Source organism: Peribacillus sp. TH16, from assembly GCF_016651095.1.
GTDB classification, from domain to species: domain Bacteria; phylum Bacillota; class Bacilli; order Bacillales; family DSM-1321; genus Peribacillus; species Peribacillus butanolivorans.
In genome coordinates, this window is the sequence record NZ_JAEKEM010000002.1 from 1167432 (window position 1) to 1193358 (window position 25927).

22 protein-coding genes are annotated in these 25927 nt (G+C 37.7%); 3 read left to right on the top strand and 19 right to left on the bottom strand.

The window, feature by feature from the left end; genetic code table 11:
* Positions 1-12 precede the first annotated feature (12 nt).
* The 8 genes from JFV29_RS05635 to JFV29_RS05670 all read right to left on the bottom strand — a co-directional run bounded on the left by JFV29_RS05635 (position 13) and on the right by JFV29_RS05670 (position 8973).
* Entirely contained in the window at positions 13-792 is a 780-nt protein-coding gene (locus JFV29_RS05635) for an enoyl-CoA hydratase/isomerase family protein (RefSeq protein ID WP_116821739.1), read from the bottom strand.
* The gene (locus tag JFV29_RS05640) at positions 789-1673 is read right to left on the bottom strand and encodes a 3-hydroxyacyl-CoA dehydrogenase family protein (RefSeq protein WP_201181667.1); all 885 of its coding nucleotides are present in this window, start codon (positions 1671-1673) and stop codon (positions 789-791) included. Before JFV29_RS05640 ends, JFV29_RS05635 begins: the two co-directional genes overlap by 4 nt.
* Positions 1674-1712: 39 nt before the next feature.
* Positions 1713-2282 carry a TetR/AcrR family transcriptional regulator gene (locus tag JFV29_RS05645; RefSeq protein WP_201181668.1) on the bottom strand — a complete coding sequence of 190 codons (570 nt, stop codon included), beginning with the start codon at positions 2280-2282 and terminating at the stop codon, positions 1713-1715.
* 72 nt (positions 2283-2354) lie between these two features.
* The gene (locus JFV29_RS05650) at positions 2355-3965 is read right to left on the bottom strand and encodes a long-chain-fatty-acid--CoA ligase (RefSeq protein ID WP_274606932.1); all 1611 of its coding nucleotides are present in this window, start codon (positions 3963-3965) and stop codon (positions 2355-2357) included.
* A 37-nt stretch (positions 3966-4002) separates the two neighbouring features.
* On the bottom strand, positions 4003-4776 hold the full coding sequence (locus JFV29_RS05655) for an SDR family oxidoreductase (RefSeq protein WP_201181671.1): 774 nt from the start codon (positions 4774-4776) through the stop codon (positions 4003-4005).
* Complete coding sequence (locus JFV29_RS05660) at positions 4773-5999, bottom strand: acyl-CoA dehydrogenase (RefSeq protein ID WP_057213375.1); 1227 nt, start codon at positions 5997-5999, stop codon at positions 4773-4775. Before JFV29_RS05660 ends, JFV29_RS05655 begins: the two co-directional genes overlap by 4 nt.
* A gap of 96 nt (positions 6000-6095) precedes the next feature.
* Positions 6096-7349 (bottom strand): ATP-binding protein, encoded by a 1254-nt coding sequence (locus JFV29_RS05665; RefSeq protein WP_201181673.1) that lies wholly within the window; start codon positions 7347-7349, stop codon positions 6096-6098.
* 271 nt (positions 7350-7620) lie between these two features.
* On the bottom strand, positions 7621-8973 hold the full coding sequence (locus JFV29_RS05670; protein WP_201181675.1) for a TrkH family potassium uptake protein: 1353 nt from the start codon (positions 8971-8973) through the stop codon (positions 7621-7623).
* A 233-nt stretch (positions 8974-9206) separates the two neighbouring features.
* Between JFV29_RS05670 and JFV29_RS05675 the strand changes: the two genes are divergently transcribed.
* On the top strand, positions 9207-9398 hold the full coding sequence (locus tag JFV29_RS05675; protein WP_034314196.1) for an alpha/beta-type small acid-soluble spore protein: 192 nt from the start codon (positions 9207-9209) through the stop codon (positions 9396-9398).
* A gap of 41 nt (positions 9399-9439) precedes the next feature.
* Here the strand turns inward: JFV29_RS05675 and JFV29_RS05680 are convergent, their stop codons facing one another.
* The 5 genes from JFV29_RS05680 to JFV29_RS05700 form a co-directional block, all read right to left on the bottom strand.
* Positions 9440-10798 carry an anti-sigma factor domain-containing protein gene (locus JFV29_RS05680; RefSeq protein ID WP_201181677.1) on the bottom strand — a complete coding sequence of 453 codons (1359 nt, stop codon included), beginning with the start codon at positions 10796-10798 and terminating at the stop codon, positions 9440-9442.
* Positions 10795-11538, bottom strand: coding sequence for an RNA polymerase sigma factor SigI (sigI, locus tag JFV29_RS05685; RefSeq protein ID WP_201181679.1), 744 nt, complete (start codon positions 11536-11538; stop codon positions 10795-10797). The genes JFV29_RS05680 and sigI overlap by 4 nt, the downstream gene beginning before the upstream one ends.
* Positions 11539-11906: 368 nt before the next feature.
* Entirely contained in the window at positions 11907-12683 is a 777-nt protein-coding gene (locus JFV29_RS05690) for a TerC family protein (protein ID WP_201181680.1), read from the bottom strand.
* Positions 12684-12958: 275 nt separating this feature from the next.
* Positions 12959-14518, bottom strand: coding sequence for an aldehyde dehydrogenase family protein (locus tag JFV29_RS05695; protein WP_201181681.1), 1560 nt, complete (start codon positions 14516-14518; stop codon positions 12959-12961).
* A gap of 16 nt (positions 14519-14534) precedes the next feature.
* Positions 14535-15635 carry an SDR family oxidoreductase gene (locus JFV29_RS05700; RefSeq protein ID WP_201181682.1) on the bottom strand — a complete coding sequence of 367 codons (1101 nt, stop codon included), beginning with the start codon at positions 15633-15635 and terminating at the stop codon, positions 14535-14537.
* Positions 15636-15952: 317 nt separating this feature from the next.
* Between JFV29_RS05700 and JFV29_RS05705 the strand changes: the two genes are divergently transcribed.
* The gene (locus JFV29_RS05705) at positions 15953-17146 is read left to right on the top strand and encodes an FtsW/RodA/SpoVE family cell cycle protein (protein ID WP_313889033.1); all 1194 of its coding nucleotides are present in this window, start codon (positions 15953-15955) and stop codon (positions 17144-17146) included.
* Positions 17147-17309: 163 nt separating this feature from the next.
* Here the strand turns inward: JFV29_RS05705 and nhaC are convergent, their stop codons facing one another.
* Together nhaC and JFV29_RS05715 are read right to left on the bottom strand one after the other, a co-directional pair.
* Positions 17310-18710, bottom strand: a complete 1401-nt coding sequence (gene nhaC / locus JFV29_RS05710) for a Na+/H+ antiporter NhaC (RefSeq protein WP_242486791.1) — start codon at positions 18708-18710, stop codon at positions 17310-17312.
* Positions 18711-19246: 536 nt separating this feature from the next.
* Positions 19247-20821, bottom strand: coding sequence for a peptide chain release factor 3 (locus tag JFV29_RS05715; RefSeq protein ID WP_053345100.1), 1575 nt, complete (start codon positions 20819-20821; stop codon positions 19247-19249).
* Positions 20822-21787: 966 nt separating this feature from the next.
* Between JFV29_RS05715 and JFV29_RS05720 the strand changes: the two genes are divergently transcribed.
* A complete protein-coding gene (locus JFV29_RS05720; RefSeq protein ID WP_201181683.1) occupies positions 21788-21991 on the top strand; it encodes a cold-shock protein in 204 nt (67 codons plus the stop codon).
* A gap of 57 nt (positions 21992-22048) precedes the next feature.
* On the opposite strand, the gene JFV29_RS05725 is transcribed toward JFV29_RS05720, so the two are convergent.
* The 4 genes from JFV29_RS05725 to JFV29_RS05740 are packed head-to-tail and all read right to left on the bottom strand — an operon-like array spanning position 22049 to position 25823.
* Entirely contained in the window at positions 22049-22585 is a 537-nt protein-coding gene (locus JFV29_RS05725; RefSeq protein WP_201181684.1) for an RNA polymerase sigma factor, read from the bottom strand.
* Positions 22586-22604: 19 nt separating this feature from the next.
* The gene (locus tag JFV29_RS05730) at positions 22605-24569 is read right to left on the bottom strand and encodes a DUF6449 domain-containing protein (RefSeq protein ID WP_201181685.1); all 1965 of its coding nucleotides are present in this window, start codon (positions 24567-24569) and stop codon (positions 22605-22607) included.
* Complete coding sequence (locus tag JFV29_RS05735; RefSeq protein WP_053345096.1) at positions 24544-25443, bottom strand: ABC transporter ATP-binding protein; 900 nt, start codon at positions 25441-25443, stop codon at positions 24544-24546. Before JFV29_RS05735 ends, JFV29_RS05730 begins: the two co-directional genes overlap by 26 nt.
* Positions 25440-25823 carry a GntR family transcriptional regulator gene (locus JFV29_RS05740; RefSeq protein WP_201181687.1) on the bottom strand — a complete coding sequence of 128 codons (384 nt, stop codon included), beginning with the start codon at positions 25821-25823 and terminating at the stop codon, positions 25440-25442. Before JFV29_RS05740 ends, JFV29_RS05735 begins: the two co-directional genes overlap by 4 nt.
* Positions 25824-25927: the final 104 nt, after the last annotated feature.

Here is a 25927-nt window from a genome sequence, read left to right on the forward strand (position 1 = left end):
TCCCTCCTTGTTTTATCGATGTAAGAAAGCAGGTTTCCGCTTATCTAAGAATGCTGAAACTCCTTCTTTCACATCTTCAGTTTGGAAGATTTCTTCAAAAAGATTTGTTTCAATCTCTAATCCTTGTTCAAGTGTCGATTCGCTTCCTTCATTTATAGCCTTTTTAATTCTCGAAAGCGCCTGAAGTGAATGTCTCGTCATTCGTGAGGCTAAATTTTTTGCCTCTGTTAACCCGCATCCCTGCTCGACGACTTTATTGACGAGCCCTATCTTTTCTGCTTCTTTTGCATTAAGTGAATCACCGGTAAAAATAATTTCCTTTGCTTTTGCATTCCCAACAAGTCTAGACAAACGCTGTGTACCCCCAGCTCCTGGAAATAAGCCTAATTTCACTTCCGGCAGGCCGATTTGCACCTGTGCTTCGGCTACCCGCAAATCGCAGGCCAGAGCTAGTTCGCATCCGCCTCCTAAAGTCATACCGTTTAAGACAGCAATCGTCGGTTTAGGAAAATGATCAATTTTATTTAAGATTGCATGACTTTCCCTTACAGTTTCTTTCATATTCGGATTTCCCATCATTTGTGGAAATTCTTTTATATCCGCACCTGCAGCAAATGCAATATCGCCTGCACCAGTAATGAGTACTGCTACCGTTTCATTATCTTCTTCAAGCTCAGTAAATACTTCCAACAAACCCTTAAATACATTTTTACTGATTACGTTTAATGGAGGATTATCAATGGTTACAATAGCAAGCTTATTTTCCTTTTCCACTCTCACTAAATTTCTCATTTTTTCACTCCTTTGTTTGGATAGTCATACCAGCCCTTACCTGTTTTCCTTCCTAAATGTCCTTGTTTCACCTTTTCTTCAATACAAACATTTGGTTTATCTTCAGGATTTCCAGTTTCGTCATATCGCTGTTGCATGACGAAATAACTTACATCAATACCTGATAAGTCCATCAGTTCAAACGGGCCGATTGGATGGCTTAATGCTTTTCGACAAATTAAATCGATATCCTTGTAATCAACGATTCCTTCTTCATACAGAAATAATGCTTCACGCTGTAATGCACCTAAAATTCGATTGGCAACAAAACCTGATATTTCTTTCCGTAATAAAATGCCTGTCCTGTTCATTTTCTGAGTTACTTCCATTGCAAGCTTTGCTGTTTCTTCAGATGTTTGATCACTCATGACAACTTCAACACAATCCATTACTAAAGGTGGAAAAAAGAAATGCATATTAATAAACTTATCTGGACGATTTGTCACACCCGAAAGGAGACTATTGACGATAGTTGAACTATTAGTCGCAAAAATTGTTTCTGCTGGTGCCAGCACCTCTAGTTTGGCGAAGACTTCCTGTTTCACATCAAGTTTTTCTACAATCGCTTCGATGATAAGATCCGCCCGGCTTGCCGCCTTTTCCAAATTGGTAGTATATTGAAGGCGACTGAAGGCTGCCAGTTTACGATCTTCAGTCAATTTTCCTTTTTGGACCCACTTAGCCAAAATATCTTCCAATTTTTCCTTAGCTGTTATTAAAGCATTTTCTTGAACATCCTGGAGAACTGTCTCGAATCCTCCAAGTGCTGCAAGCATCGCAATCTGATGCCCCATCTGGCCGGCTCCAATTACGGTTATAGAATTAATTTGCTTGTTCGGCATAACGTCATTCTCCCTTCTACTAACTAGTTAGTATGTAATTTATCTTCCTTCTTCAATTCCCTGTAAAATCATTCCCATAAAAATCCTTGCCACTTCCTGATCTGTTTTTTCCCCATCTGGATCAAACCAATGATAGCTCCAATTGGCCACACCCAAAATCGCAAACGAGATGATAGATGTATCGAGATTGGAGCGAAACTCTCCACTCTCGATACCTTTTTTAAGCAACTGCTCAATTCTATTACGGAATTCATCACGCTTAGGAAGGATCTGAGCCAGTTTTTCTTCACTTAGATTTTTCATTTCACGAAAAAAGACCGTAGCGCTTGATTTTTTTGTTTTGATACTCTTTAAAAGCATATAAACCATTTCGAAAAGCTTATCTTTGCAGCTTTTTTCAAGAACCTGAATGATTTTTTCCTGCTCATTTAGGAGCTCATCTATGTAAGCCAGATGAATATCCATAAGCAACTGTTCTTTGCTCGTAAAGTAATAATAAAACGTTCCCTTCGTCACACCAATCGATTCAACAATATCCTGAATAGACGTCTCACTAAAGCCCTTCTTTTCGAATAAACGTATGCTATTTTCTGTCATTTTTTCTTTCATGTAAGCATCCTCGCATTCTGTTTAAAATTTCAGGTGAATTGATATCATACGCTTTCGTATTATCAAGCCATATTATTTTTTAGAAAATTCTTCTCTTAAAGCTCGCCTTAAAATCTTTCCGACGTTTGTTTTCGGAAGCACTTCACGAAATTCTACAAGTTGCGGGACCTTATAGGCCGATAGGTTTGCACGGCAATAATCGATGATATCCTGTTCGCTTGCCTTCTGATTACTTTTAAGAACAAGCACTGCTTTAACGGACTCTCCTCTATAGGTATCCGGAACTCCGATAACAACCGCTTCCTGAACAGCTGGATGTTCATAAAGCACTTCTTCTACATCACGCGGATAAATATTATAGCCACTTGCAATAATCAAATCTTTTTTCCTGTCGACAATATAGAGATACCCGCCTTCATCAACCTTGGCAATATCACCTGTATAAAGCCAGCCATCCTTCAGAGTCACCGCCGTTTCCTCAGGCATATTCCAATAACCTTTCATCACTTGCGGTCCTTTGATAATTAACTCTCCCATTTCACCCGTAGCTACTTCCTTTGTTCCGTCTCCTAGATCCACCACTTTATAATCAGTGGAAGGGAAACCAATCCCGACACTACCGGTCTTTCTTTCAGCAAATATAGGGTTACAATGCGTTGATGGGGAAGCTTCCGAAAGACCATAGCCTTCCATTATTTTCGCCCCTGATTTTCGTTCAAACTCACGAAGCAGTTCCATCGGCATCGGGGCACTCCCGCTGTTACAGACCCGAATCGAACCCATACCGTATTCTTCAGCCTTAGGGTGGTTCGTTAACGCGACGTACATAGTAGGTACACCAGGGAAAATGGTAGGCTGTTCACGCTTAATTGTTTCTAATACTTCCTCTATTTCAAACCGTGGCAGTATAATTGAATCACCCGCAATATACACCGATAAATTCATTGCAGACGTCATTCCAAACACATGAAAAAGTGGTATGACCGTCAGAGTTCGTTCACAACCTATTTTTAGTTCATGCTTGAAGAACTCATAAGATTGAACTACGTTTGCCAGAATATTGCTGTGTGTCAGCATTGCACCCTTCGAACGTCCCGTTGTGCCTCCTGTATACTGAAGTACGGCTATATCATTTCCCGGATCAATTGTTACTGGAGTAATGTTGCCATCGCCTGTTTTTATAAATTGATCAAATGAAATATCAGGTTGGAAATCTGCATCAGATGGTTGTAGGCTGACTACTATAATATTTTTCACATTTACATTCTGCTGCACACTTTTCACTTTTGGATATAGTCCGTCTAACACCACAATTGTTTCGGCACCAGAGTCCTGTAAAATATGCTGCAACTCTCTTTCAACCAACATTGGATTGATTTGTGTAATAATGGCACCTGTAGTCAATGAGCCATAGTAAGCTATGACGTATTGCGGACAGTTAGGGAGCATTATTGCTACACGATCACCCTTTTGGACACTCTTTTGTTGAAGAGCTGAAGCGAAAGCTTGTGATGCAAAGAAAAGCTCCTGATAAGAAATCTTTCGACCATAAAAAGTAATTGCTGTATTGTTTGGATAGGACTGAAATGTGTTTTTAAGGATCTGCTGCATCGGAAACTCAGGAACTTTTATTTCCTTAGGTATTGAATCAGGATACATTGACAGCCACTTTTTTTCATTCATCATTACATACCCTCCAGCCATATTTAATTACTTTTCATTACATTGCATGCGAACCCCCATCAACTATTAAGATATTCCCCGTCACATAATCGGAGGCTTTCGAGGCTAGGAAAATCGCAGCTCCTTTTAAATCATCATCACTCCCTAACCTTTTAAGCGGAGTGGATTCCAAGATAGGATTTTTTCCTTTCTCAAGAACGCCTTTGGTCATTTTTGTCGGAAAGAATCCAGGTGCTATCGCATTTACATTAATATTATGCTGGCCCCATTTAACGGCTAAATCCTTTGTTAAGGTAATTACTGCCCCTTTGCTCGTATTATAGCCGACTGTATCAAGGACCCTTGGGTCCGTCCCGCCAAGTCCCGCGACAGAAGCAATGTTTATGATTTTTCCATACCCCTGATCGATCATGATCCTACCTACAGTCTGACTCATGATGAAGGTTCCAGTCACATTGACATTCATTACCTTCTGCCAGGCTTCAAGGGGCATATCAACGGCAGGAGCTCCCCAGGATGCCCCGCTATTATTTACTAAAATATCTATAGATCCGAATGCTCTGTAAGTTACGTTCACTACTTCCTGTACATCTACCGGGTTGGTAATATCACATTTGATGGAAAGCGCCCTCACTCCCAGCTTCTCGATATGCGATGCAACTTCATCACATGCCTCCTTCTTTCTGGAACAAAGAACCACATTGGCCCCTGCTTCGGCAAAGCCAGTCGCTATTTGTTCTCCAAGCCCTCTTCCTCCACCTGTAATAATCGCTGTCTTTCCGGTTAAATCAAATAGATCAGTCGCTTTCATATTTTCACCTCATGCTTTTGGTGTTTGCGAAGTTCAATTTTAGCGATTTGCGAACGGTGTACCTCATCCGGACCATCGGCAAGCCTCAATGTCCTGGCATTTGCCCAATGAGCCGCAAAAGGGAAATCATCAGATATACCTGCTGCGCCAAACCCTTGGATGGCACGATCCAGCACTTTTAATGCCATGTTAGGTGCAACCACTTTTATCATGGCAATTTCCGCCTTCGCTTCCTTGTTTCCTACAGTATCCATCATATATGCAGCTTTTAAAGTCAAAAGCCTGGCTTGCTCAATTTCAATACGGGAATCTGCCACCCATTCCATAATCACACCTTGTCTCGCCAAAGGTTTTCCAAAAGCGACACGATTTTGAATACGCTTACATAATTCTTCAAGCGCTCTTTCTGCAGCTCCGATAAGCCTCATACAGTGATGTATTCTTCCAGGACCAAGCCTTCCTTGAGCAATAGCAAACCCTTTCCCTTCACCCAAAAGAATATTCTCGCTTGAGACCCTCACGTTTTCAAAAGTTATTTCAGCATGTCCATGAGGTGCATGATCATAACCGAAAACAGGGAGCATTCTCTCAATTTTGACTCCCGGTGTATCCAGCGGTACGAGAATCATAGATTGTTGTTCATGCTTAGAGGCGTCTGGATCGGTCTTACCCATAACAATAGCAATTTTACATCGTGGATCACCAGCTCCAGAAGACCACCATTTCCGACCGTTTATTACATATTCACTCCCGCTTTTTTCAATTCGGCACTCAATATTGGTTGCATCAGAAGATGCCACTTCTGGCTCTGTCATTGAAAAGCATGAGCGGATTTCCCCAGCAAGCAACGGCTTCAACCAGCGCTCTTTATGTTCATCAGTACCATAACGAACCAATACTTCCATATTCCCAGTGTCAGGCGCATTACAGTTAAAAATTTCGGGTCCTATCATCGATCTTCCCATAATTTCACAAAGCGGCGCATATTCAAGATTGGTTAAACCGGCTCCATAATTGCTTTCCGGTAAAAATAAATTCCAGAGTCCTTCTTCCTTTGCTTTTGCAGTTAATTCAGATAAAACCGGCGGTATTTCACTCCAGCGGCTTTTCTGTTTTTCGAGCTGCTTATGATACACCGATTCATTTGGGTATACGTATTTCTCCATAAATTCTGTTAACTTCTTTTCCAGATTTTTTACTTTTTGTGTATGTTCAAAGTTCAAATTAATTCCTCCCTTTCAACTCACTAACCGGTTAGTATGTTAACTTTCTTTTTACAGTATACAACTATTTTCCCTTTTTTTCAATTATTAAATAAATTAATTTCCTGTTAATCCACTTCCTTGCTTCAGAACATCCATATCTCTTGGTTCAACTATCGGAAAGACACAAACGATTTTCGTACCTTTTTTTAGTTCGCTAGTAATGAATACTTTACCACCATGTTTCTCAATGATTTTAAAACATACTGAAAGTCCTAATCCTGTTCCCGTTGATTTCGTAGTGAAGAATGGTTCACCAACTTTTTGAAGAGAGTTTTCTGGAATCCCCTCCCCCTCATCCAAAATGCTTATATAAACTTCATTGTCTTTTTCATATATATTCACAAAAATATTTCCGCCATCTGTCATCGATTCAATGGAGTTTTTTATAAGGTTTATTAGTACTTGTTTGATTTGATTTTCATCACAATATATATAAATCGACTGTTCATTATAATTTTTATGAATTTGAATATTATTAAGTACGGCATTGGTTTCCAACAAAGTAATCACATGATTGCAGGTTTTTTTTATATCTTTCTTAAGAAACTCCTCTTCACTTGGCTTTGAAAGCAGCAATAGTTCATTTAGGACTTGCTCGATCCGATTTATTTCCGAAAAAATAATGTCATAGTACTCCTGTTTATCGGCACCCCCGTCTCTGATCAGTTTTACAAAACCTAAAATCGCTGTCATGGGGTTTCTAACTTCATGAGCAATCCCTGCAGCAAGTTGGGCAGCCGTAGATAATTTACTGGAAGTAATCGCTAAATTTTCATTCAAACTTACAAGCTTTTCCTCTGCATGCTTCCGTTCATTAATTTCTGATAATATTCCTGCCGTTCCGATGAATTTCCCTGCCTCGTCATGAATTAATTTGACAAATGCTTCGACCCAGGTCGTCTCCTTTTTCGAATTATTCAATTTAATATCCACACGAAAATATTTTTTTCCTTGATGAAAGGATTCTGCAAACGTTTTCAAAACTTCTTGATACGATGTATTATCCATACTTTTAGAAAAGTGAAGCCCGAGAGTTTCGTTAACAGTAGTACCACTCATCAATTTCCAGGCAGGATTTAAATATAGCCATTTTCCTTTCTCATCTGTTTGGAATATAACTTCATTGAAGCTATTGACCAATTCTTTCGAGTACTTAGAGAAAATTCGATAACGCCCTTCACTATCCTTCAATAACTCAATCATTTTTCGGTTTTTATCATAGGTAGCGCCTAATAACCAAGCTATAGATACAATTGCGACTATATATATTCCTGCAAAGGTGGAAACTTTATGTACTTCAATATACATCCATCCTATAAATGGCAATATTAATATAAAAAATAGTGCAGGAACAAAAATCCTTCCAACGTATTTCTTTATTTCCTCCACCTCCTTACCAAAATAATTAAAAAAATAATCGATTAAATTCCAGCAAGTTAGGATTTGAATTTAGCATATACCTTACATTAAAATGGTAATTAATTATCTTATAGGTACATTTCAACATAATTACTTCGATTCCTGCAAACAACTCAAAAAACCTTTCCACAATGGAAAGGTCTCTGATATAGCTAAAACATTATCCAATAATGACGCGTTCTTTTGGATAATGGTAATTCTCCGTAACTTCTTTATGACCAATGATATAGAGAAGGGACGTAATCCCGACCCGGCCAATAAACATGATAATCATAATTACAATTTTACCGATATTACTGAGTTCGGGAGTGATACCCATTGAAAGACCCACAGAACCGAAAGCCGAACATACTTCAAAAATGATTTGCATCAAAGTAAAATTCTCAGTAATTGCTAAAATGAATACTGCCATAATGCATAATAGGGATCCCATGATCATAACTGCTGTCGCCTTACGAATATCATCAGGATGAATCTCGCGTTTGAATACTTTAATAGATCGCCTTCCCCTCATAAAATTCCATAAAAAGAGAATCATTATAGCCAGGGTTGTTGTCCGGATACCTCCTCCCACTGAGCTAGGAGATGCTCCAATAAACATCAATATGCTCATCAATAAAAGGGTTGGTTCCGAGAAATCGCTCACATTCATCGTTGTTAGGCCACCACTTCTCGTATTCGAAGACATAAATAGAGAGTAGAAAAATGATTCATGCCAGCTCTTATCTTTTAAAAACCCGTTCATCTCTAGCAGGAAGATAAGGATAGTTCCCCCAATTATAAGACACAAGAAAGTGACTGATGTCAGTTTTGTAAACAAAGAAAAATGAAACTTATAAGTACGTGCACTATTGGATACAAATTCTTTCAACTCAATTAAAACCGGAAATCCAATTGCTCCAAGGGTAAGTAGGATAATCGTGATAAACTGTACAAAATAATCGCCTTTAAATGGAATCATTGAAATACCGGTAATATCAAAACCAGCATTCGTGGTGGCACTTACAGCTAAAAATAAGCCATTTAAAAAGGCTTCTTTCCAGTTTGGATAATAATTCAGAAAGTAAATGCCTAAAACAAGAGCCCCAATCATTTCAATTACGACAAATATCTGAATGATTTGAATCAATAATTTAACAAGCCCCGATAGATTCGATTGGTTTTGATCGGTCATGATCAATTGTCTTTCCTTCAAGCCGATTTTCTTACCCAAAATCAACCAGAAAAAGGTTCCAAGTGTCATAATGCCAATACCACCAAATTGGAGAACAAACATTAGAATGAAATAGCCTACCTCATTAAACACTTCGGGCATACTAACAACTGTTAGACCTGTCACACTAACTGCACTTACGGCTGTGAATAAAGCATCCATGAATCCCCATTTTACGCCTGGCTTAAGAGCAACCGGCAGACTCAACAGTATGGTCGAGATACTGACAGCTAAAAAGTAATAACCGACGATAAGCTGTGCTGGTGTTAATTTTGCTAATAGTTTTTTGATAGCAAACATACAGAGTTTTCCTTTCTTACTCCTTTATAATTATGTGAATCACATAACCATTAAAAATCTAGTTTACCCTTTTTTCATTCTTTTTTCCATTCTCTTTTGAAACTGTCTTACTTGCAACAATAAGGCAGGTTTACCAATAAGTTTGATACTGCTTACATAAGTAAAACTCCTTTTTCTACTTATACTATCATTACAGCGGCAAAAGCCGTTGAAAACGTAAAGGGGAGATTCAAATGGCTAACAGCAGTAACAACCTTCTTGTTCCTGGAATCGAACAAGCACTTGAACAAATTAAATATGAAATAGCATCAGAATTTGGTGTACAATTAGGTTCCGATACATCCGCACGTGCCAATGGTTCAGTTGGTGGAGAAATTACAAAACGTCTTGTTCAGCAAGCTCAATCTCAACTTAAAGGTCAATAAATCCTATTACAATTGAATATCAATGGCTAAGAGTCCAGCTTTTAAGCTGGACTCTTTTTAATATTCCGTTCATTACCGTTTTCTTTATTATTCATTTCCCTCTTATTCCGTTCTGTCTTATTCCGTTCTGTCTTATTGCCCTTTTTAGTTTCGTGCTTTATACGATGGTCTTTACTTTTTTCACTTTCTTTTGCCTTTTCTTTGACTGATGGGTGTCTTTGCTTATCAATTCTCTGTTCAGTCTTTTCATTTGATTTGACCCACTTCCGCTCTTTCAATTGCTTGTCTTTTGAATGGTTGCTATGGTCTCTATTTGATTTTCCGTTCTGTTTTTTGTTTTTTTCTTGAAAGGTATTTTTCTTTTTGTTTTTTTCTTGAAAGGTATTTTTCTCTTTGTTTTTTTCTTGAAAGGTATTTTTCTCTTTGTTTTTTCCGTTATATGGTCTATATTGTCCATTTTTTTCTTTTTTATCTGATGTTTCCTTCTTTTGCTTATATTGTTTTTGCATTTCCCTTTTTTCGGTTAGTTCGTCTTTGATAACTGTTTTTTCCTTTTTCTCACTTGGAATGTTCACTTTTTCCTTTTTCTCACTTGGATTGTTCACTTTTTCATTTTCTTGATTCGACTTGTTTTTATTGCTCTGCGATTCTCTCTTCTCTTCCAAGGTTTCGGTATTACCCTCGACATTTTTATCCGTTGCAGGTTCCCTTGTGTTCACTTTAACTTTCTCTTTATCCTCATTCAACTTCTTTTCAACATATTTTCCGGTAGACATGCCTTGTTTCCTAGCCTGCTTCCGATCAGTTTTCGTTGCTTGAATAACTTTCATCTTTGTTTGTGAAACATTTCCCTGCTCTGAAATTTCTTTAATCTCTTCTTTTAAATTCTTATCCAGTTTTTTATCTTTATCCAATAACGTTGTAGAAACAACTATTTGTTTATTTCCTTTCAAATAACCGAGTTTCTTTGTTGTTTCAACAATTCGGTTTGTGACCGTCTTAATTTCTTTACCTTTCCAGTTCGTCAACTTATTAATAACAAGCTTACCATCTTCGTTTAAGCCGGTAAGTTTGAGAACCTCTAATTGATCATTCAGCTCTAGTTCAATACTTGGATTCACATCAATTGTCATATATGCAGAGACATGCTCAGAAGAATACGATGGCAGAATAGAAAAGAGAATCAGAAGGGCAGCTGTTACACTAAGCATCGCCTTTTTTTTGAAAGATAAATGAAAGCTAGAAAAAGATAAAGTTACTTTTGGTTTAAAAGGTGAAAAAGTGATTTCTTCGCCCACTTCATACGTTCTTTCCTGTCTTTTGGTTTTTAGAAACTCGCCTTCGGGGGTTAATAGGGTTACAAAACGCTTATTTATTGAAAGAATAACTCCTTTTTTCATCCATTAATAACCCCTTTTATATAATCATTCAAATACAAAAAATCCCCGTTTATTATTATTGCAACAGCAATGATGTACTTTCGATTCCGTTCGATTGTTTTTCTGCTTACATCTACCTTTCCCTCAAGCTGTTTTACTGGCAGCCGCTTTTTTGTAAACAGGATTTCTTTCAAGTCGTCATCGTCCATTAACAATTTAGCAATCATTATCGCTCCCTTCCTAGCATCTGCATGTTTTGGAGAGTTTTCAACGAGATCATCAAACGACAGACCAAAATCCTGTAGATGGCTTATATAAAGTTGAATTTCTTCTTTTCTTTTTTCTGATTCCTTTTGTATTTCATATTCCTGTATGGAATTTTCATTATCCAGATATATTTGGCTTTGATCATTTTCTTCGTTTTGAGAAAAATCCAGAATAATTTCTTTGCTTCTTGATTGGCTTCTTAAGTAATCAATAACCCTTCGCTTAACAAGGGTTTCGGCAAATGCCAACAAAGAACGGCCTTTTTCCGGGGAATATTTATCTATCGCCTCATTAAAAGCAATCAATCCAATACTGAATTCATCATCTGATTCGTATATGTAGCGTCTGCATACTGACGAGACGGCTTTGGCTATAAAAGGCTTAAATGATTCTATAATATCGTTACGAAGGCTAATATCGCCTTGTTGAATTTTCAAAACGGTTTCTTCTAAAGAACGCTTTTTTTTGAATGCTGTAAACAACAAACCAAGCATTTGCTCACCTCGCTCCTGTTGAACGGAAAAACGATCAACATATTTATCTTAAGCGGAGGGAGTCTAAAAGACAGTACCAAAAGAACTATTTTTCAATGATATCGAAATCACAAAATATATCCACATGAAAAAATACTTAGTTTTTTCTCGTTTATTACAGTGTAATTACAGTAAAATAACTTTTTTCTAGTTATTTCACAAATCAATGGGGCAATTGTCATTTTTTTTACCCAAATTTAATATTTACTTCTTTTAACATATCGTTCGTAAAAGCGTCTGAATTTTTGTGGGTCACACCCCAAAACCCATATAATGGATTTTGATTTACAAATAAAAAAACCAGGCGCGACTTGCACGCCTGATTTTTTTTATGCTTCTTGTATTTGTTTTTCTTTTTCTTTTTCTTTTTTGCTTGAAATGATCCATGCACTTATGACAATACCGATTAATACAACCCAGAAAATCGATTTCCAAAGTGTTGATTCCGGGAAATGGTGATCGATGACAGCTAACGAAGGGTGTGCAAGTGTGTATACCGCTAACTTTACCCCAACCCAACCTACAATTAAAAATGCTCCAGTTTCAAGTGAAGGACGCTGATGAAGCAATTTCACAAATCCATTAGCTGCAAATCGCATAATAATCAACCCGATCATACCACCGAGGAACATTACAGCGAATTGCCCCCCGTCAATTCCGCCAACTTTCATCCAACCTGTTGCAGGAAGTGTAACGGCCAGCGCAACAGCAGCCAACATGGAATCAATCGCAAATGCAATATCAGCAGCCTCTACCTTTACCACTGTCATCCAGAAGCCAGATTGTTTCTTAGGTTTAGTGACTTCCTTCTCACCTTTCCTAGCGTATTTTTTGTAAATATGCTGAAAAGCAATGAAAAGTAAGTAAATGGCACCGATTGCTTGAACTTGCCACACGTCGACAAGAAAGGAAATAAGGAATAAACTTGCAAAGCGGAAAACAAAAGCTCCCATCAGACCGTAAAACAAGGCTTTTCGTTGTTGTTCTTTTGGTAAATGTTTAACCATGACAGCCATAACGACTGCATTATCTGCAGCGAGTATTCCTTCTAATCCAACCAAGATAAGAAGGACCCAGCCATATTCCAATAATATTGATGCTTCCATGCATTCAACCTCCAATAGTTTGTATTTCCCTCGCTATCGGCATTGGCAAAATAAAAAGACCTCTGCCGTATAGGCAAAGGTCTTGCTGAACATGAAAACATGTCAACAAAGCCGATGAATGTCTCCACTCACGTAATGACGACTTTGTTTTAGGGCGAACCCTAACGCTACTCCCCTTTGTAAAAGGAAAATCAGTTATTAAGTATATTAATAGTATACGTGCTAATGGTGAAAATTACAATCTTTTTTTCTATAAGATAAAAATTCTAGAATTTCTATTTTCGTTTTTCCTTGGATATCTTAATTAATTGTAAATATTCTTTACCAAATTGAATCCAGTTGGTTTTTTCAGAAAAGTAGTGTTGGAACAGTGATAAAAACTTCGTATACTTCCCTTCATATGGATACCATTGAATTTCCGAATTCTTTTTTCCATTGTCTTTCATGATTGCTTTTTCATGACAAAAAATCCGCATTCCTTGTTCGCCATGATAACGGCCGATACCACTTTGCTTTGTACCACCAAAGGGTAAGTAATGATTAGCAACAGTAATCAGCACATCATTGATCGTTACCGCTCCTGTCACTAACTGGGATGCTACCCGATTTGCTTTTACCGTATCCATTGTCCAAACGCTCGAATTAAGTCCGTACTCAGTATCATTTGCTAGCCGGACGACTTCTTCCTCCGTATCGAATGGTACAACTGGCAGAACTGGACCGAACGTTTCTTCTTTCATAATTTTCATTGTATGATTGACATTGGACAATATCGTCGGCGGAATAAAATAGGTCTGACCCGTTTTCCAATCATTCGGTGAGGTTCCAGATTCAAGTATGGCACCCTTATTAAGCGCATCCTCTAGGTGTCCAGCAACAATATCAATCTGAGCCGGGAAGGTCATTGAACCAATATCATCCGTTAATCGTGTCCCCTGTTTTAAAGAATTAGCCTTTTCTTTAAGCAAAGACAGAAACTCCTTATAAACGGGACGTTCCACATATATTCGTTCAACACTCATACACACCTGCCCGCTATTTGTAAAAGCCCCCCAAAGCGCTCCATTAACAGCCCGTTCCAAGTTCGCATCACGCAGGACAATCATCGGATCCTTTCCACCAAGCTCCAAAGTACTTGGAATTAGCTGTTTTGCTGCAACTTCACCAATTATTTTTCCGGTCCTGACAGAACCAGTGAAAAAAATATAGTCCGGTTTCTGCTCAGTTAATGACGCACCTAAATCTTTCCCTCCATGAGCAAACTGAACGGTCCCCTCTGGAAAACCTGCTTCATGGAATAAATTTTCTATGCACATTCCCACTAAAGGTGTCACCTCTGAAGGTTTGGCAATAACGGTATTCCCACCGGCAAGAGCATTCAGGATCGGGACCATTGCTAGTTGAAGCGGATAATTCCAAGGTGAAATGACGAGAACAGTTCCACGGGGCATATAATCAATATAAGATTTTTTCCCAATTAACATTAATGGTGTGGGAACCTTCTGTCTAGAAAGAGCTTTCACTGCATGTTTTTCAATATGCTTAATTGCATCAATAGTTGGCATGATATCCGCGACAAGCGCTTCAATTTTAACTTTGCCTGTATCTTTTGAAATAACCTCAGCTATTTCATCCATTTTGTTAACCATCAGTAAACGAAGGCGCTTTAAATATTGCAGACGTTCTTTGATAGGAAGTTTTGACCAGGTCTGAAACACTTGTCTTGATTTCGTATATAAATGAGGAATAGACTCCAGTGGCGTTTCATCAAGTTCGGCAATCTTCTCACCTGTTGCCGGAGAATACACTTCCCACTTGGTATGTAATTCTTCCATAACTTCTCCCCTTGTTTTACCTTATTTTAATCTGATACTCTTTATCATTTTTATACCTTAAATAAAAATCAACCATAGCCGGAACACCTTTCCTGAAATTAGGGCAAACGATTCCAGAACCAGCTAAGTCTTTTTGGGCTTCCTTGCTATCAAACCGCCCCTTCCAAGTAAAATAATCCAAGGCTTCTTTTTCAACTCCTAAATACGCCCGCACCGGACGAATTGATAAAAACGCCTGACTCAATACCATTGGTACATAACCTTTTGGTTTTTTCTTATATAATTCTCCAACAAATAGTTCATAAACTTCAGTAGCCGTACATGGATTAGGATCGGTTAAATGATACGTTTTTCCAGCACTTTCTTTATATAATGCCAGATATGCAGTAGCCTGTATAATATAATCAATTGGAACCAGGTTCACGACTGTTTCCCTTTCTGAAGAAATATATGGAAATAAAGGGAGAAAGCTTAACCGATCAAGAAAATTAAGGATAAAATAGGGTCCATCAAATTTAATTGTTTGCCCTGTTTGAGAATGCCCCTTTACGATACCAGGTCGAATGATGGTAGTCGGAACCTCTTTTTTAAGCTCCTCGACCAATAATTCGGCGTCAAATTTAGTCCGTTCATAATGGTTCTTAAAGCTTTTTGGAAAGACCAATTCATGCTCGTACAGATTTCCTTCCCGGTTACCCGCAACATAAGCGGTGCTAAAATAGGTATATCGCTTAAGTTTAGTTAACCCTTTAACCCATTCGTTTACATGTTTCGTACCCACGACATTAACTAGCTGAGCAATTTTTTCAGGGACAGCTAAATCGTATATCGCTGCAAGATGAAAAACATGGGTAATTTCTTGTTGAAGATTATGAATTAAATCAAATGGAATATCCAGATTTTCTTTCGTTATATCGCCTATCACCATTTCAAATACTACTTTTGCTCCATCCAGTTCATTTTCTATAGATTGGATTTCTGCTTCTGCTTTTATCTTTTGTTCAGGCAAAACAAGCAGGTAGATTTTATTTAAGGCATCATCACGCCTTAAAAGCTCCATGATCAACTGATTACTGATGAAACCCGGAAATCCTGTGAATAAATAAACATGCTCCATAGATTATTCCCCCTCAGTTTACCTACCTTGATTGTAATTTACTTTACATATTATTACTATTTAAATGGAATATAATAGAAAAAACCCTTCCGTTTTGAAGGAGTATTTGCATTTTCTATCGAAGGTACCTAGTAGGATTCTTCTTTAAAGAGTAATCTAGTAGATTGTCTATAAATTTATCAGATTAGGGGTTTAATAATAAGATTTAGAGGGTAATTTCATATATTGAATAAAAATTATTATCTATATAGGCGATTTTCCGTTACTATATAAGAAGGCGATTTTTTCGCGCATACATATTTGAGGTGAGCGCACAAGTGAAAAGAATAATTAAAGCATACGACTTCCCTATTTTTATCGCTGTCGTATTACTCTGTCTATTTGGTTTAGTCATGATTTATAGTGCGAGCATGATTACTGCAGTTGCTCGATACGGCCAGTCCATGGATTTCTTCTTTGAGAAACAAAAAATGGCCTTTATCATTTCTTTCTTAGCAATGATTGTGACGATGATTCTTCCTTATAAGATGTACAAAAACAAAAACTTTTTAATGTTAATGATGTTTGGAATGGCAGGTATCCTTTTGATGCTCTTCATCTTTGGCCATACTGCAGGAAATGCCACAAGCTGGTTTAAATTAGGTTCAAAATCTATTCAGCCCGCAGAATTTTCAAAGCTAGTCATGATTATTTACCTGGCAGCCATTTACGGAAAAAGACAGGATCGAATCAATAGTATTGATAAAGCTGTTATTCCTCCGATTTTCTTTTTAGTATTTATTTGTTTTTTAATCGGGATACAACCGGACTATGGAACGGCAGCCGTCATTTTCCTAATTTCAAGTACCATGATCATTTCCTCTGGAATGTCTTTTAAAAGCATCTTCAAACTCTCTTTAATAACACTAGTGTTCGTAGCTATTTTTGCTTTAGGAGTTCTTGTGACAGGTAATTTCTCATCCGTTTTATCTGAAAATAAAGTGTCTCGTTTTACCGGCTTTGCAGACCCTTTTGGTACAGCAGGAGAAGACGGATATCAGCTCGTGAATTCATTGTTCGCAATAGGTTCAGGTGGTGTAACAGGTGTCGGACTTGGGGACAGTGTACAAAAATACGGGTACCTGCCTGAATCACATACAGATTTTATCATGGCCATAATTGCGGAAGAGCTCGGAATATTCGGAGTAGCTTTCGTTCTTTTGACACTCGGTTTTATCGTCTTGAGGGGTTTTGTGCTTTCTGCCAAATGTAAAGATCCATTCGGAAGCCTGCTATTAATCGGCATATCATCCATGATTGGCATTCAAGTAGGCATCAACGTTGGCGGAGTGACTGGGCTTATTCCAATTACCGGGATTACCCTTCCATTTATCAGCTATGGAGGTTCTTCCTTACTACTGCTTATGATTTCAATGGGAATCTTCCAAAATGTCGTAATGCGAATGAATATACTTGAACAGAAAGAAAAGATTACTACCATCCCAAAAGAAGAGATAGCCTCTTCAAAATAAAACTCTAGTTTTTTATCCCCTGGCATTCTGTTTATCAGTATGTTGGGGGTTTTTAATTTACAGCAATTTAACTAAATATAGAATACTGCTGTGTCTGTTTTTAATATAACCTGGAATCACATTCAACTAAAAAACAGGCGGTCGAAATCGACCGCCTGTTCTTTTACTTATAGTGTATCCCGATTTTCGTAAAGCCAGCAATTAAACTAAGTAAAGGACAAAGCAGACAGAAGAATGCAAATGGAGCATATTCCAAGGTTGAAACACCCAATACCTGTGTCAAGAATACACCGCAGACCCCCCAAGGAACCAAAGGATTCACAACTGTTCCCGCATCTTCAAGTACCCTCCCAAGCGTTTTTGGCTGCAAGCCTAAATCTTCATATTTCTGCTGAAAGGCTTTCCCAGGCAGTATAACTGATAAATACTGTTCCCCCACTAGGAAATTCACGCTGATTCCTGCAAATACGGTAGCTGAAATCACTTTCGCTACACTCGTCAATGAATCCTGAACCGCATTTAAAATAGAAGGGATGACCCCTAATTCAAACAATAGTCCGCCCATCGCCAATGCCAACAACACCATCGAAACGGAGAACATCATACTTTCAATGCCGCCCCGCGATAGGATTGAGTCAAGTTGATCCATTCCACTCTTCAGTACAAAACCGCCGTATAAGATATCCGCTAGCTTTGCAACGGTCAAACTTGGCGTTTGTATGAAAGCAATGACAGCCGCCGAAACAATTCCTGCTGACAATGTCGGAATCGCCGACACCTTTTTCAAAGCCATGACTAGAACGATGACAAACGGAATCAAACTCCATATGCTAATGTTCGTTTCCATTTCCAAGGCTTTTGTCATTGCTTCAATCTCCTCAACACGAGCCAGTTTGACATTCGGTGAAAGGAAATAAAAGATAATAAGTGATATTAAAAAACCTGGAATCGTTGTCCAGAGCATATTATTAATATGTTCAAATAATGGTACTCCAACCGTTCCCGAAGCAAGGTTGGTCGAGTCTGATAATGGAGACATTTTATCCCCAAGAAATGCACCGGAAATGATTGCACCGGCTGTAATCGCCAACGATAAATCCATCGCCGCCGCCATACCTATGAAAGCAACTCCGATCGTGGCTGATGTTGTAAGTGAACTCCCGATACAGAGCCCAATTAGCGAACACACCAGAAATGTGACCGCATAGAAATATTCACCAGAAATCCAGTCAAACCCATAGTACATGATGGTAGGGATTGTCCCGCTTGCCATCCAGATCGAAATTAGCATTCCAATGAAAAAGAATATATAGATTGCTCCCATACCAGAAACTGCACCTTTGACGATAGCCGCCTCCATAATCGAAAATGGCAACTTCTTGAACTTTCCATAAACAAATAGAAATAGGATAGCAGCTATTATTGGAATATGGGGGGCAAGTCCATAATGTATGATACCAGTTGCAATGATTAAGAAAAGAATTGCCAAAACCCCAATTGCTTCAGGTAAGGAGAGTTTTAGCTTTGCATCTTCCAGACGCATGATGTATTTCCCCGCTTTCATGTTGTGTATTCTCTGAGGTAAGGATGGACCTTTTAATTCCTCACAATTGCTGAAACGCTTTTAAGTACTAAAGCACTAGATAAATATAAATGAGTTTCTTAAGATTGTCAAAGGAATAATAATCTTTTTTAGTAGATTTTGATTCTTAATAAATTCGACATTCTTCTCATAAAACGAAAACCCATACTTCGATTAGTACAGATTCATAAATATCCTAAGATAACAAGGGAAATTACCCCACATTCCCAACGACTGACAGAATCAGCTTCCAAGTTCACCTTCACCAACCATTTCCATTCATTAAAGGCTCCTCTGATACAAAGAACTTTTCTCATAAAATTGAATATCAGTTCTCACGAGATACATAAATTATTGATCATGAAGTTCCTCCATTAATCTGCTCTTTAGGTGATTTCACATAAGAACAGGTAAATACAGCTATGGATACTTGGCTAAGCTACTATCAAAAAATCTTTCGATATTTAATAATGCTCCAGATAATAAAAAAAGCCCGCGTATATACACGGGCTTCTCCATTATTTCAAATCCATTGGATTATATAATTCCACGTCAGGATTTTTATCTTGGAACCAACGAAGTGCAAACTCATTTTCAAACAGGAATGCGTATTTTTCAAAACGGTCTTTAACTAGTATGCTTCTTGAGCTGTGAAGGTTTTCATCAAGCTTCTCGTCTTCGGCCCAGCGAGTGATTTTACTACCCATACGCTCCATCATGACCTCAACATTGTACTCATTTCTCATCCGATGCTCAAATACTTCAAATTGAAGCTGACCAACCGCACCAAGCAGATATTCTTCCATCCGAACTGTTTTGAAGAGCTGAATGGCCCCTTCTTGTACTAGTTGGTTAATTCCTTTATGGAAATGCTTCTGTTTCATAACGTTTTTAGCTGTTACCCGCATGAATAGTTCTGGGGTAAACTGAGGTAACCGTTCAAACTGAAACATATCTTTACTTGTCGTTATAGTATCACCAATTTGGTAGTTCCCGGTATCATACAAACCAATAATATCTCCGCTTACTGCTTCATTTACCGTATTCCGATCATCAGCCATGAATTGAGTTGAAGAAGAAAGATTAATTGGTTTACCTGTTCTGCTCAAGTTTACACTCATTCCACGCTCAAATTTACCAGAACAGATACGAAGAAAAGCAATCCGATCACGGTGTTTTGGGTTCATATTCGCTTGAATCTTGAAAATGAAACCAGAAAAATCATTGCTGACAGGACTCATTTCACCTGAAGTTGTCATACGGGCTTGAGGAGCAGGTGCAAACTGCAGATAAGCATCCAAAAACGTCTGAACCCCAAATGTTGTTAAAGCACTTCCGAAAAATACAGGGCTAAGTTTACCATTCGCAATGTTTTCTTCAGAGAATTGGTTCCCCGCTTCCGTCAACAGCATAATTTCTTCTAAAGTTTGCTCATACAACTGTGAATCTTTAAGTTCATGATCCACCTCGAGTTCACCCTCGTCATTCAATGGAAGGAAGCGCTCATCGCCTTCTGTTTTGAACTGTTCGATCCGATTATTAAACCTGTCGTAAATGCCGACAAAATCTTTTCCCATCCCAATTGGCCAGTTCATTGGGTATGTTTCAATGCCCAGTACTTCTTCAAGTTCAGCAAGCAATTCGAGCGGCATTTTCCCTTGGCGGTCCATTTTGTTGATAAATGTAAAAATCGGAATTCCTCTCATCCGGCACACTTTGAATAATTTAACCGTCTGATCCTCGATCCCTTTTGCCGAATCGATAATCATCACGGCGCTGTCAACAGCCATCAATGTACGATATGTGTCTTCACTGAAATCTTGGTGACCTGGTGTATCGAGGATATTCACACGGAAATCATCATAATCAAACTGCATGACTGAAGATGTAACGGAAATTCCCCGTTGCTTTTCAATCTCCATCCAATCACTTGTTGCATATTTCCCTGTTTTTCTAGCTTTAACTGTCCCGGCATCACGAATGGCGCCACCAAACAGTAATAATTTTTCTGTCAAAGTTGTTTTCCCGGCATCCGGGTGGGAGATAATTGCGAAGGTCCGTCGGGATTGAACCTCGTCTTTTAATGTAGTCATAAAATGTTCCTTTCATTATTGGAGTCATCACTAAATATATTTATAGGAAGGCTAATTAGATTTTTCACATTGGAATGTCAACCTTTCTTTGTATGTAAACCAACATACACAATTTATGTATGAAAAAATATATCATAAGGCTTAAGCCTTGGCTACTCAGCATTCATTTCAATCAACCTTACTATTTTAACACGATATGAAGGAAAGATGTAGAGGTGAATGAATCACCTTAAGGGATTTGATGTTATAGCAAAACAAAAGACGCTATATCAGCGCCTCTTATCCAAGTTCATATGGTTATCGTTCATTTACTCATAGTTTAACCAATTTATCTTGCTGTCTTCATTGCTTTTTGATTACGTTTGTTTTTCCAACGTTTCTTTACTTGTCTGAATATTATAGGAGCAGCAAAAACGAAAGCTCTTTTTAATAATTTCTTCATTATTGATCAGTCCTTTCTTTCTTATCCTATACCCGAATATCTTTATAAAAAACTTTGATTCCAAGAGGTATTTTTCTATTTTCAGCTTAAGTAAATCAATACTAGCTTTTGCTTACACCATTTTGACGTGAATTTTTTTACGCCAGGACTAAGGAAAGCTTAGATTCATCTCATTTTCAAGCACCTCATAGTTCAATATAATCCTCCTCATCATTAGGATTGGATCTCTCCCTCATAAAACAACCATAATATTAATTTCCCCAAATGAATATGTATAAATTACATCCTCTTGTTTTATCCTTTATAAAGGTGGGTATATACTAAAAAACTGGAAATTGTTCCAGAAGGTTCCGATACAGAACACCCCAGCTAAATACTTCCAGTAAAGATTCACATATTATCAAGTATCTTCGTATGATATTTCAACTTAAATGAGGGTATTTGATAATGTGTGAAATTGATTTTTCCTGTAAGGAAAAACAGTCACCATTAATATTTTTAAAATTATTAGGAGGATTCATCGAATGACAGTAACAGGTAAAGTAAAATGGTTTAACAGTGACAAAGGGTTTGGATTTATAGAAGTACCAAACGAAGATGATGTATTCGTACATTTTTCCGCTATTCAGGGCGATGGTTTCAAGACTCTTGATGAAGGTCAAGAAGTACAATTTGAAATTGAAGATGGAAATCGCGGACCTCAAGCTAAGAACGTCATTAAACTATAAAGAATAGAAACCATATGCAAATGGATGCCGCCCAACCTGGACGGCATCCATTCCTTTTTAAGCAACTGCCTGCATTTGTAATGCGTACTTCAACTGTTTTCTAGCTCGAAATAGATTAACTTTGACAGTTGCTTGATTTATCTCAAGTATAGCGGCAATTTCACGTTCTTTTAATCCTCCATTTACCTTCAGCAGCAATATCTCCCTTTGTTTTTGAGTCAATTTACATAAGAGATTGGAGACATCTTCTTTTAATGTCCAAATATCAATACCGTTCTCCTCTACCACTTGTCTGCATGCCTGGCTCTCTACCCAATCCACCATCTCCTGCTGAATTAATTGGCATCCCCTTTTTTGCTTACGGGAAAAATCAATTGCTGTTCTCGTAGCGATGCATGCTAGCCATGCTCCTATCTTCTCCCTATTGTTGATCGTATGAAGTTTATTATAGGCTTTTATATAGGTTTCTTGGGTAATATCCTCTGCCAGAAAAGGACATTTAATAATCGCTAAGGCTATATAATAAATCCGCTTATAAAAGGATTGATAAACCAAAGTGAAATCTTGCGTTTGGCAATAACGCTTTTCTTTCACACTCGTTCCTCCTCGCATCTCATTCGTTAAAGTGCTCCAAAATAAAGCCGGGAACATGATCACCAGAAAAGCTCTTGATATCAATATTTCTGCTATCTTTATAATAAAAGGCAGCTAAATAATCTCCTCCCCAATCGATTTGAGCGTTATCAATTGCCGACTCGATTTCCGAGGTCTGATCAAGCTTTAAGCGATTTGACTGCTTCTCAATTCGCTGTACAACTTCACTTTCAGAAATCGAATTAAAAATTTGTGGATCAGTCTTTGCTACTAGAATATAAGAGATTTCATCAGCCGTTAACCTAGCCTCTTTTGCTTGCCCAGTTTGTTCCATCCAATTCGAAAACTGAGTATAAGAAGAATCCCAATTCAAATAAATAATATTGTTATTCTTCAAAAGAATGTCAATCGACGCATAATCTCCAATAGAATTTGTCATTTGAGCCAGCGACTGATTTTTCAGGTCTTCCGATAATGCCTGTATCGCTTCTTTAAGCTCCTGACTGTCCGTAATGTTTACAGATTTGTCCAATTCTCCGCTCGCAGTTATATTGATTTTAGAAACATCCTCAGTTGACACATTTAATAACTCATTAACGTTTTTTTTATATTCACTAGACTCATAGATTTTCGCCAGTAGTGGCAGGTATGAATCGTAGTTTTGCAAATGATACTCTCTTGCTATTCGTTTTCCATCCTTAAGTTCATACATAAGAAATACAGAGTGATTTATATTTAAATCACCAATGGAAGCCTTTTTACCTTTTTCGATAATTTGCTGATGCAATAACCTCAGCGCTTCTATATTTTCTTTTTCTTTCAAATAATTGAACTCACCATTTGAAGAGTTATCTTCATAATAGAGTAGTGGATTGTTTCCAATATAAATTTGGTTAATCATCTTTATATCAGGAACCTTTGACTCATAATGAACAGGATCTAATTTTAGGATGACAGCAAGCAAAATAATAACCGCCGCAAATGATACAAATCCTTTCAAATTGACACGGATTCGCCATGTCTTTTGCAGGACGATTTCACCTAGATAATATCCAATCAATGATCCGACAATATAGCCGAAAAATATCCATCCTAGTTTCCCTGTAGTTTCGCTAAAATAAAATCCTGTAAACAACATCATGCTTATCGTCAAACCGAACTTAAATAGCGGTTTTATCATAGGAAAAACAAATGCCTGTGAGACATGCTCCAACTTTCTCCGCTCATAGAGAAACAGCGAAATCAGTAGAAAAAGCAAGATTAATAGTCCATAGATTAATATATTAACTGAAAAAAATTCCATTTTTTCCATCTCAGTTGCAGCTAATAATGGAGAAATGCTATTGATATTGGCACTTAAATAATAATCTGCAGAAAATCCCGCTAGCAATAACTTCACATTAGCAACAAACAAAACAAATAAGCCAACCGGTAAAGCAAGCAAGATATAAGTTAGTAGGCCTTGCAAGGCAGATAATCCCGTAACCATTCCTACTAAAACAGCCACAGAAAAGATCATTGCTTCCATGAAAAATGTAATTCCCATCCAGGACCAAATATCTGCAAGGGTATACAGCCGCTCTACATCTATTGCCGAGTGGAACAATATCAATATTAAGCCTGTAAGTAAAATAGGCAGTATAATAAAGCCAATTCCCGTTCCAATCATATGAAAATAAATGCTGCGTCTAGTAATCGGTAAACTATGTATAAAGTCCGAAGCTTGTTTTATCTGCAAAAACCGAAATAGGAAGATGGCAAGCAACACTGGGATAACTATGACTAAGACGAATTGTATCATCTGCTGACTGGAAAAAAGATTTTCGAATTTTACATATTCACTATTTTCATTTAAAACAATCGTCAAAATTTCTAAAGGCAACGCAAAGATGAGGCCGATAAAATAAAGGAAACCTATCCAGCCGGAACATCTGAAAATATAGATAATCAGTTCTCTATTAAACAAGGTTATTCTGGATGACATAACCTATATCCCCCATTTCATAAATGAATATTTCCTCTAAAGTAAGGGGTAGCATATCGAATATTTCTGGTTGAAACTGATTAAAGTGGGATTCAATCTCGGATTTCTTACCCTTAACAATGCATACAATCACGCTGCCTCGCCTCTCCTTATTAAGAACTTGAACTCCGCGATAAATCCCGTAAGGAATCTTATTTTTGAAGGCAATCTGTACTTTATGTACATCCGCTTTTAAATCGTCCAAATCTTTTTGGATAATAAGTTCCCCTTTGTGTAATATTCCCACATGATCGGCTAAATCTTCAATTTCCCGGAGGTTGTGGGACGAAATCAGAATTGTCATTTTCCGTTCAGATACATCCTGAATCAACAACTGTTTCACGTTTTTGCGCATAACCGGATCCAGCCCATCAAAGGGTTCATCAAGAATGAGAACTTCCGGCATGGTTGAGAGAGCCAACCAAAAAGCAACCTGTCTCTGCATCCCCTTTGACAATTTATGTATTTTATTTTGAAAGGGAATGGGAAACACTTCCTGTAATTGATAGAAACGTTCTTGATTCCAGTCACTATAAATATGACTATAAAAGCCTGCCATTTGCATAATAGTATAGTTAGCCAAGAAATAAGGTGTGTCAGGAAGGAAGAAACAACGATTTTTCACTTCTCGGTTTTCAAAGACATGGGATTGATCAATAAGTACCTCGCCGCAATCCTGAATTAAATTGCCCGAAAGCATTTTTAAAAGGGTCGTTTTTCCGGCACCATTAGATCCTAACAACCCAAAAATTGAGCCTTCATGAATAACCAAGGTTACATCCTTGATTGCTTCTTTTCCTTCATATAATTTACTCACCTGTTTTATTTCAATCATGACTCTCCCCCCTTGGCTAAAGTACTAATTTCTTTAACTAACTTGTAGATTTCATTTTTATCAATTCCAATATACAGTGCTTCAGCAAGAACCTTTGTAAGTTCGGATTTTATCTTCTCTTCTTTTAAGGAATTCTTCAAAGTTTTAGGAGGTGCCACAAAGTTTCCTTTGCCCGGCAATGTATAAATATATCCGTCCAATTCAAGCTGTTTGTAAGCTTTTTGAATCGTATTAGGATTGATGGTCAATTTCTGTGCCAATATTCTAACAGAAGGAAGTTGATTATGTTCTTGCAAAACTTCATTAATCATAAGTTCCTTTATCTTATCCATCAATTGCTCATAAATAGGTTTTCTACTTTGCACATCCAACTCGAACATCATCAACCCCCCCCTCTCTGCACTTAGTGTATTACTCTTCCTAATACAGTTCATTATAAAACATTTTCTTCCAATTTAAAACCATTTTTTTGGAAAGTATTACA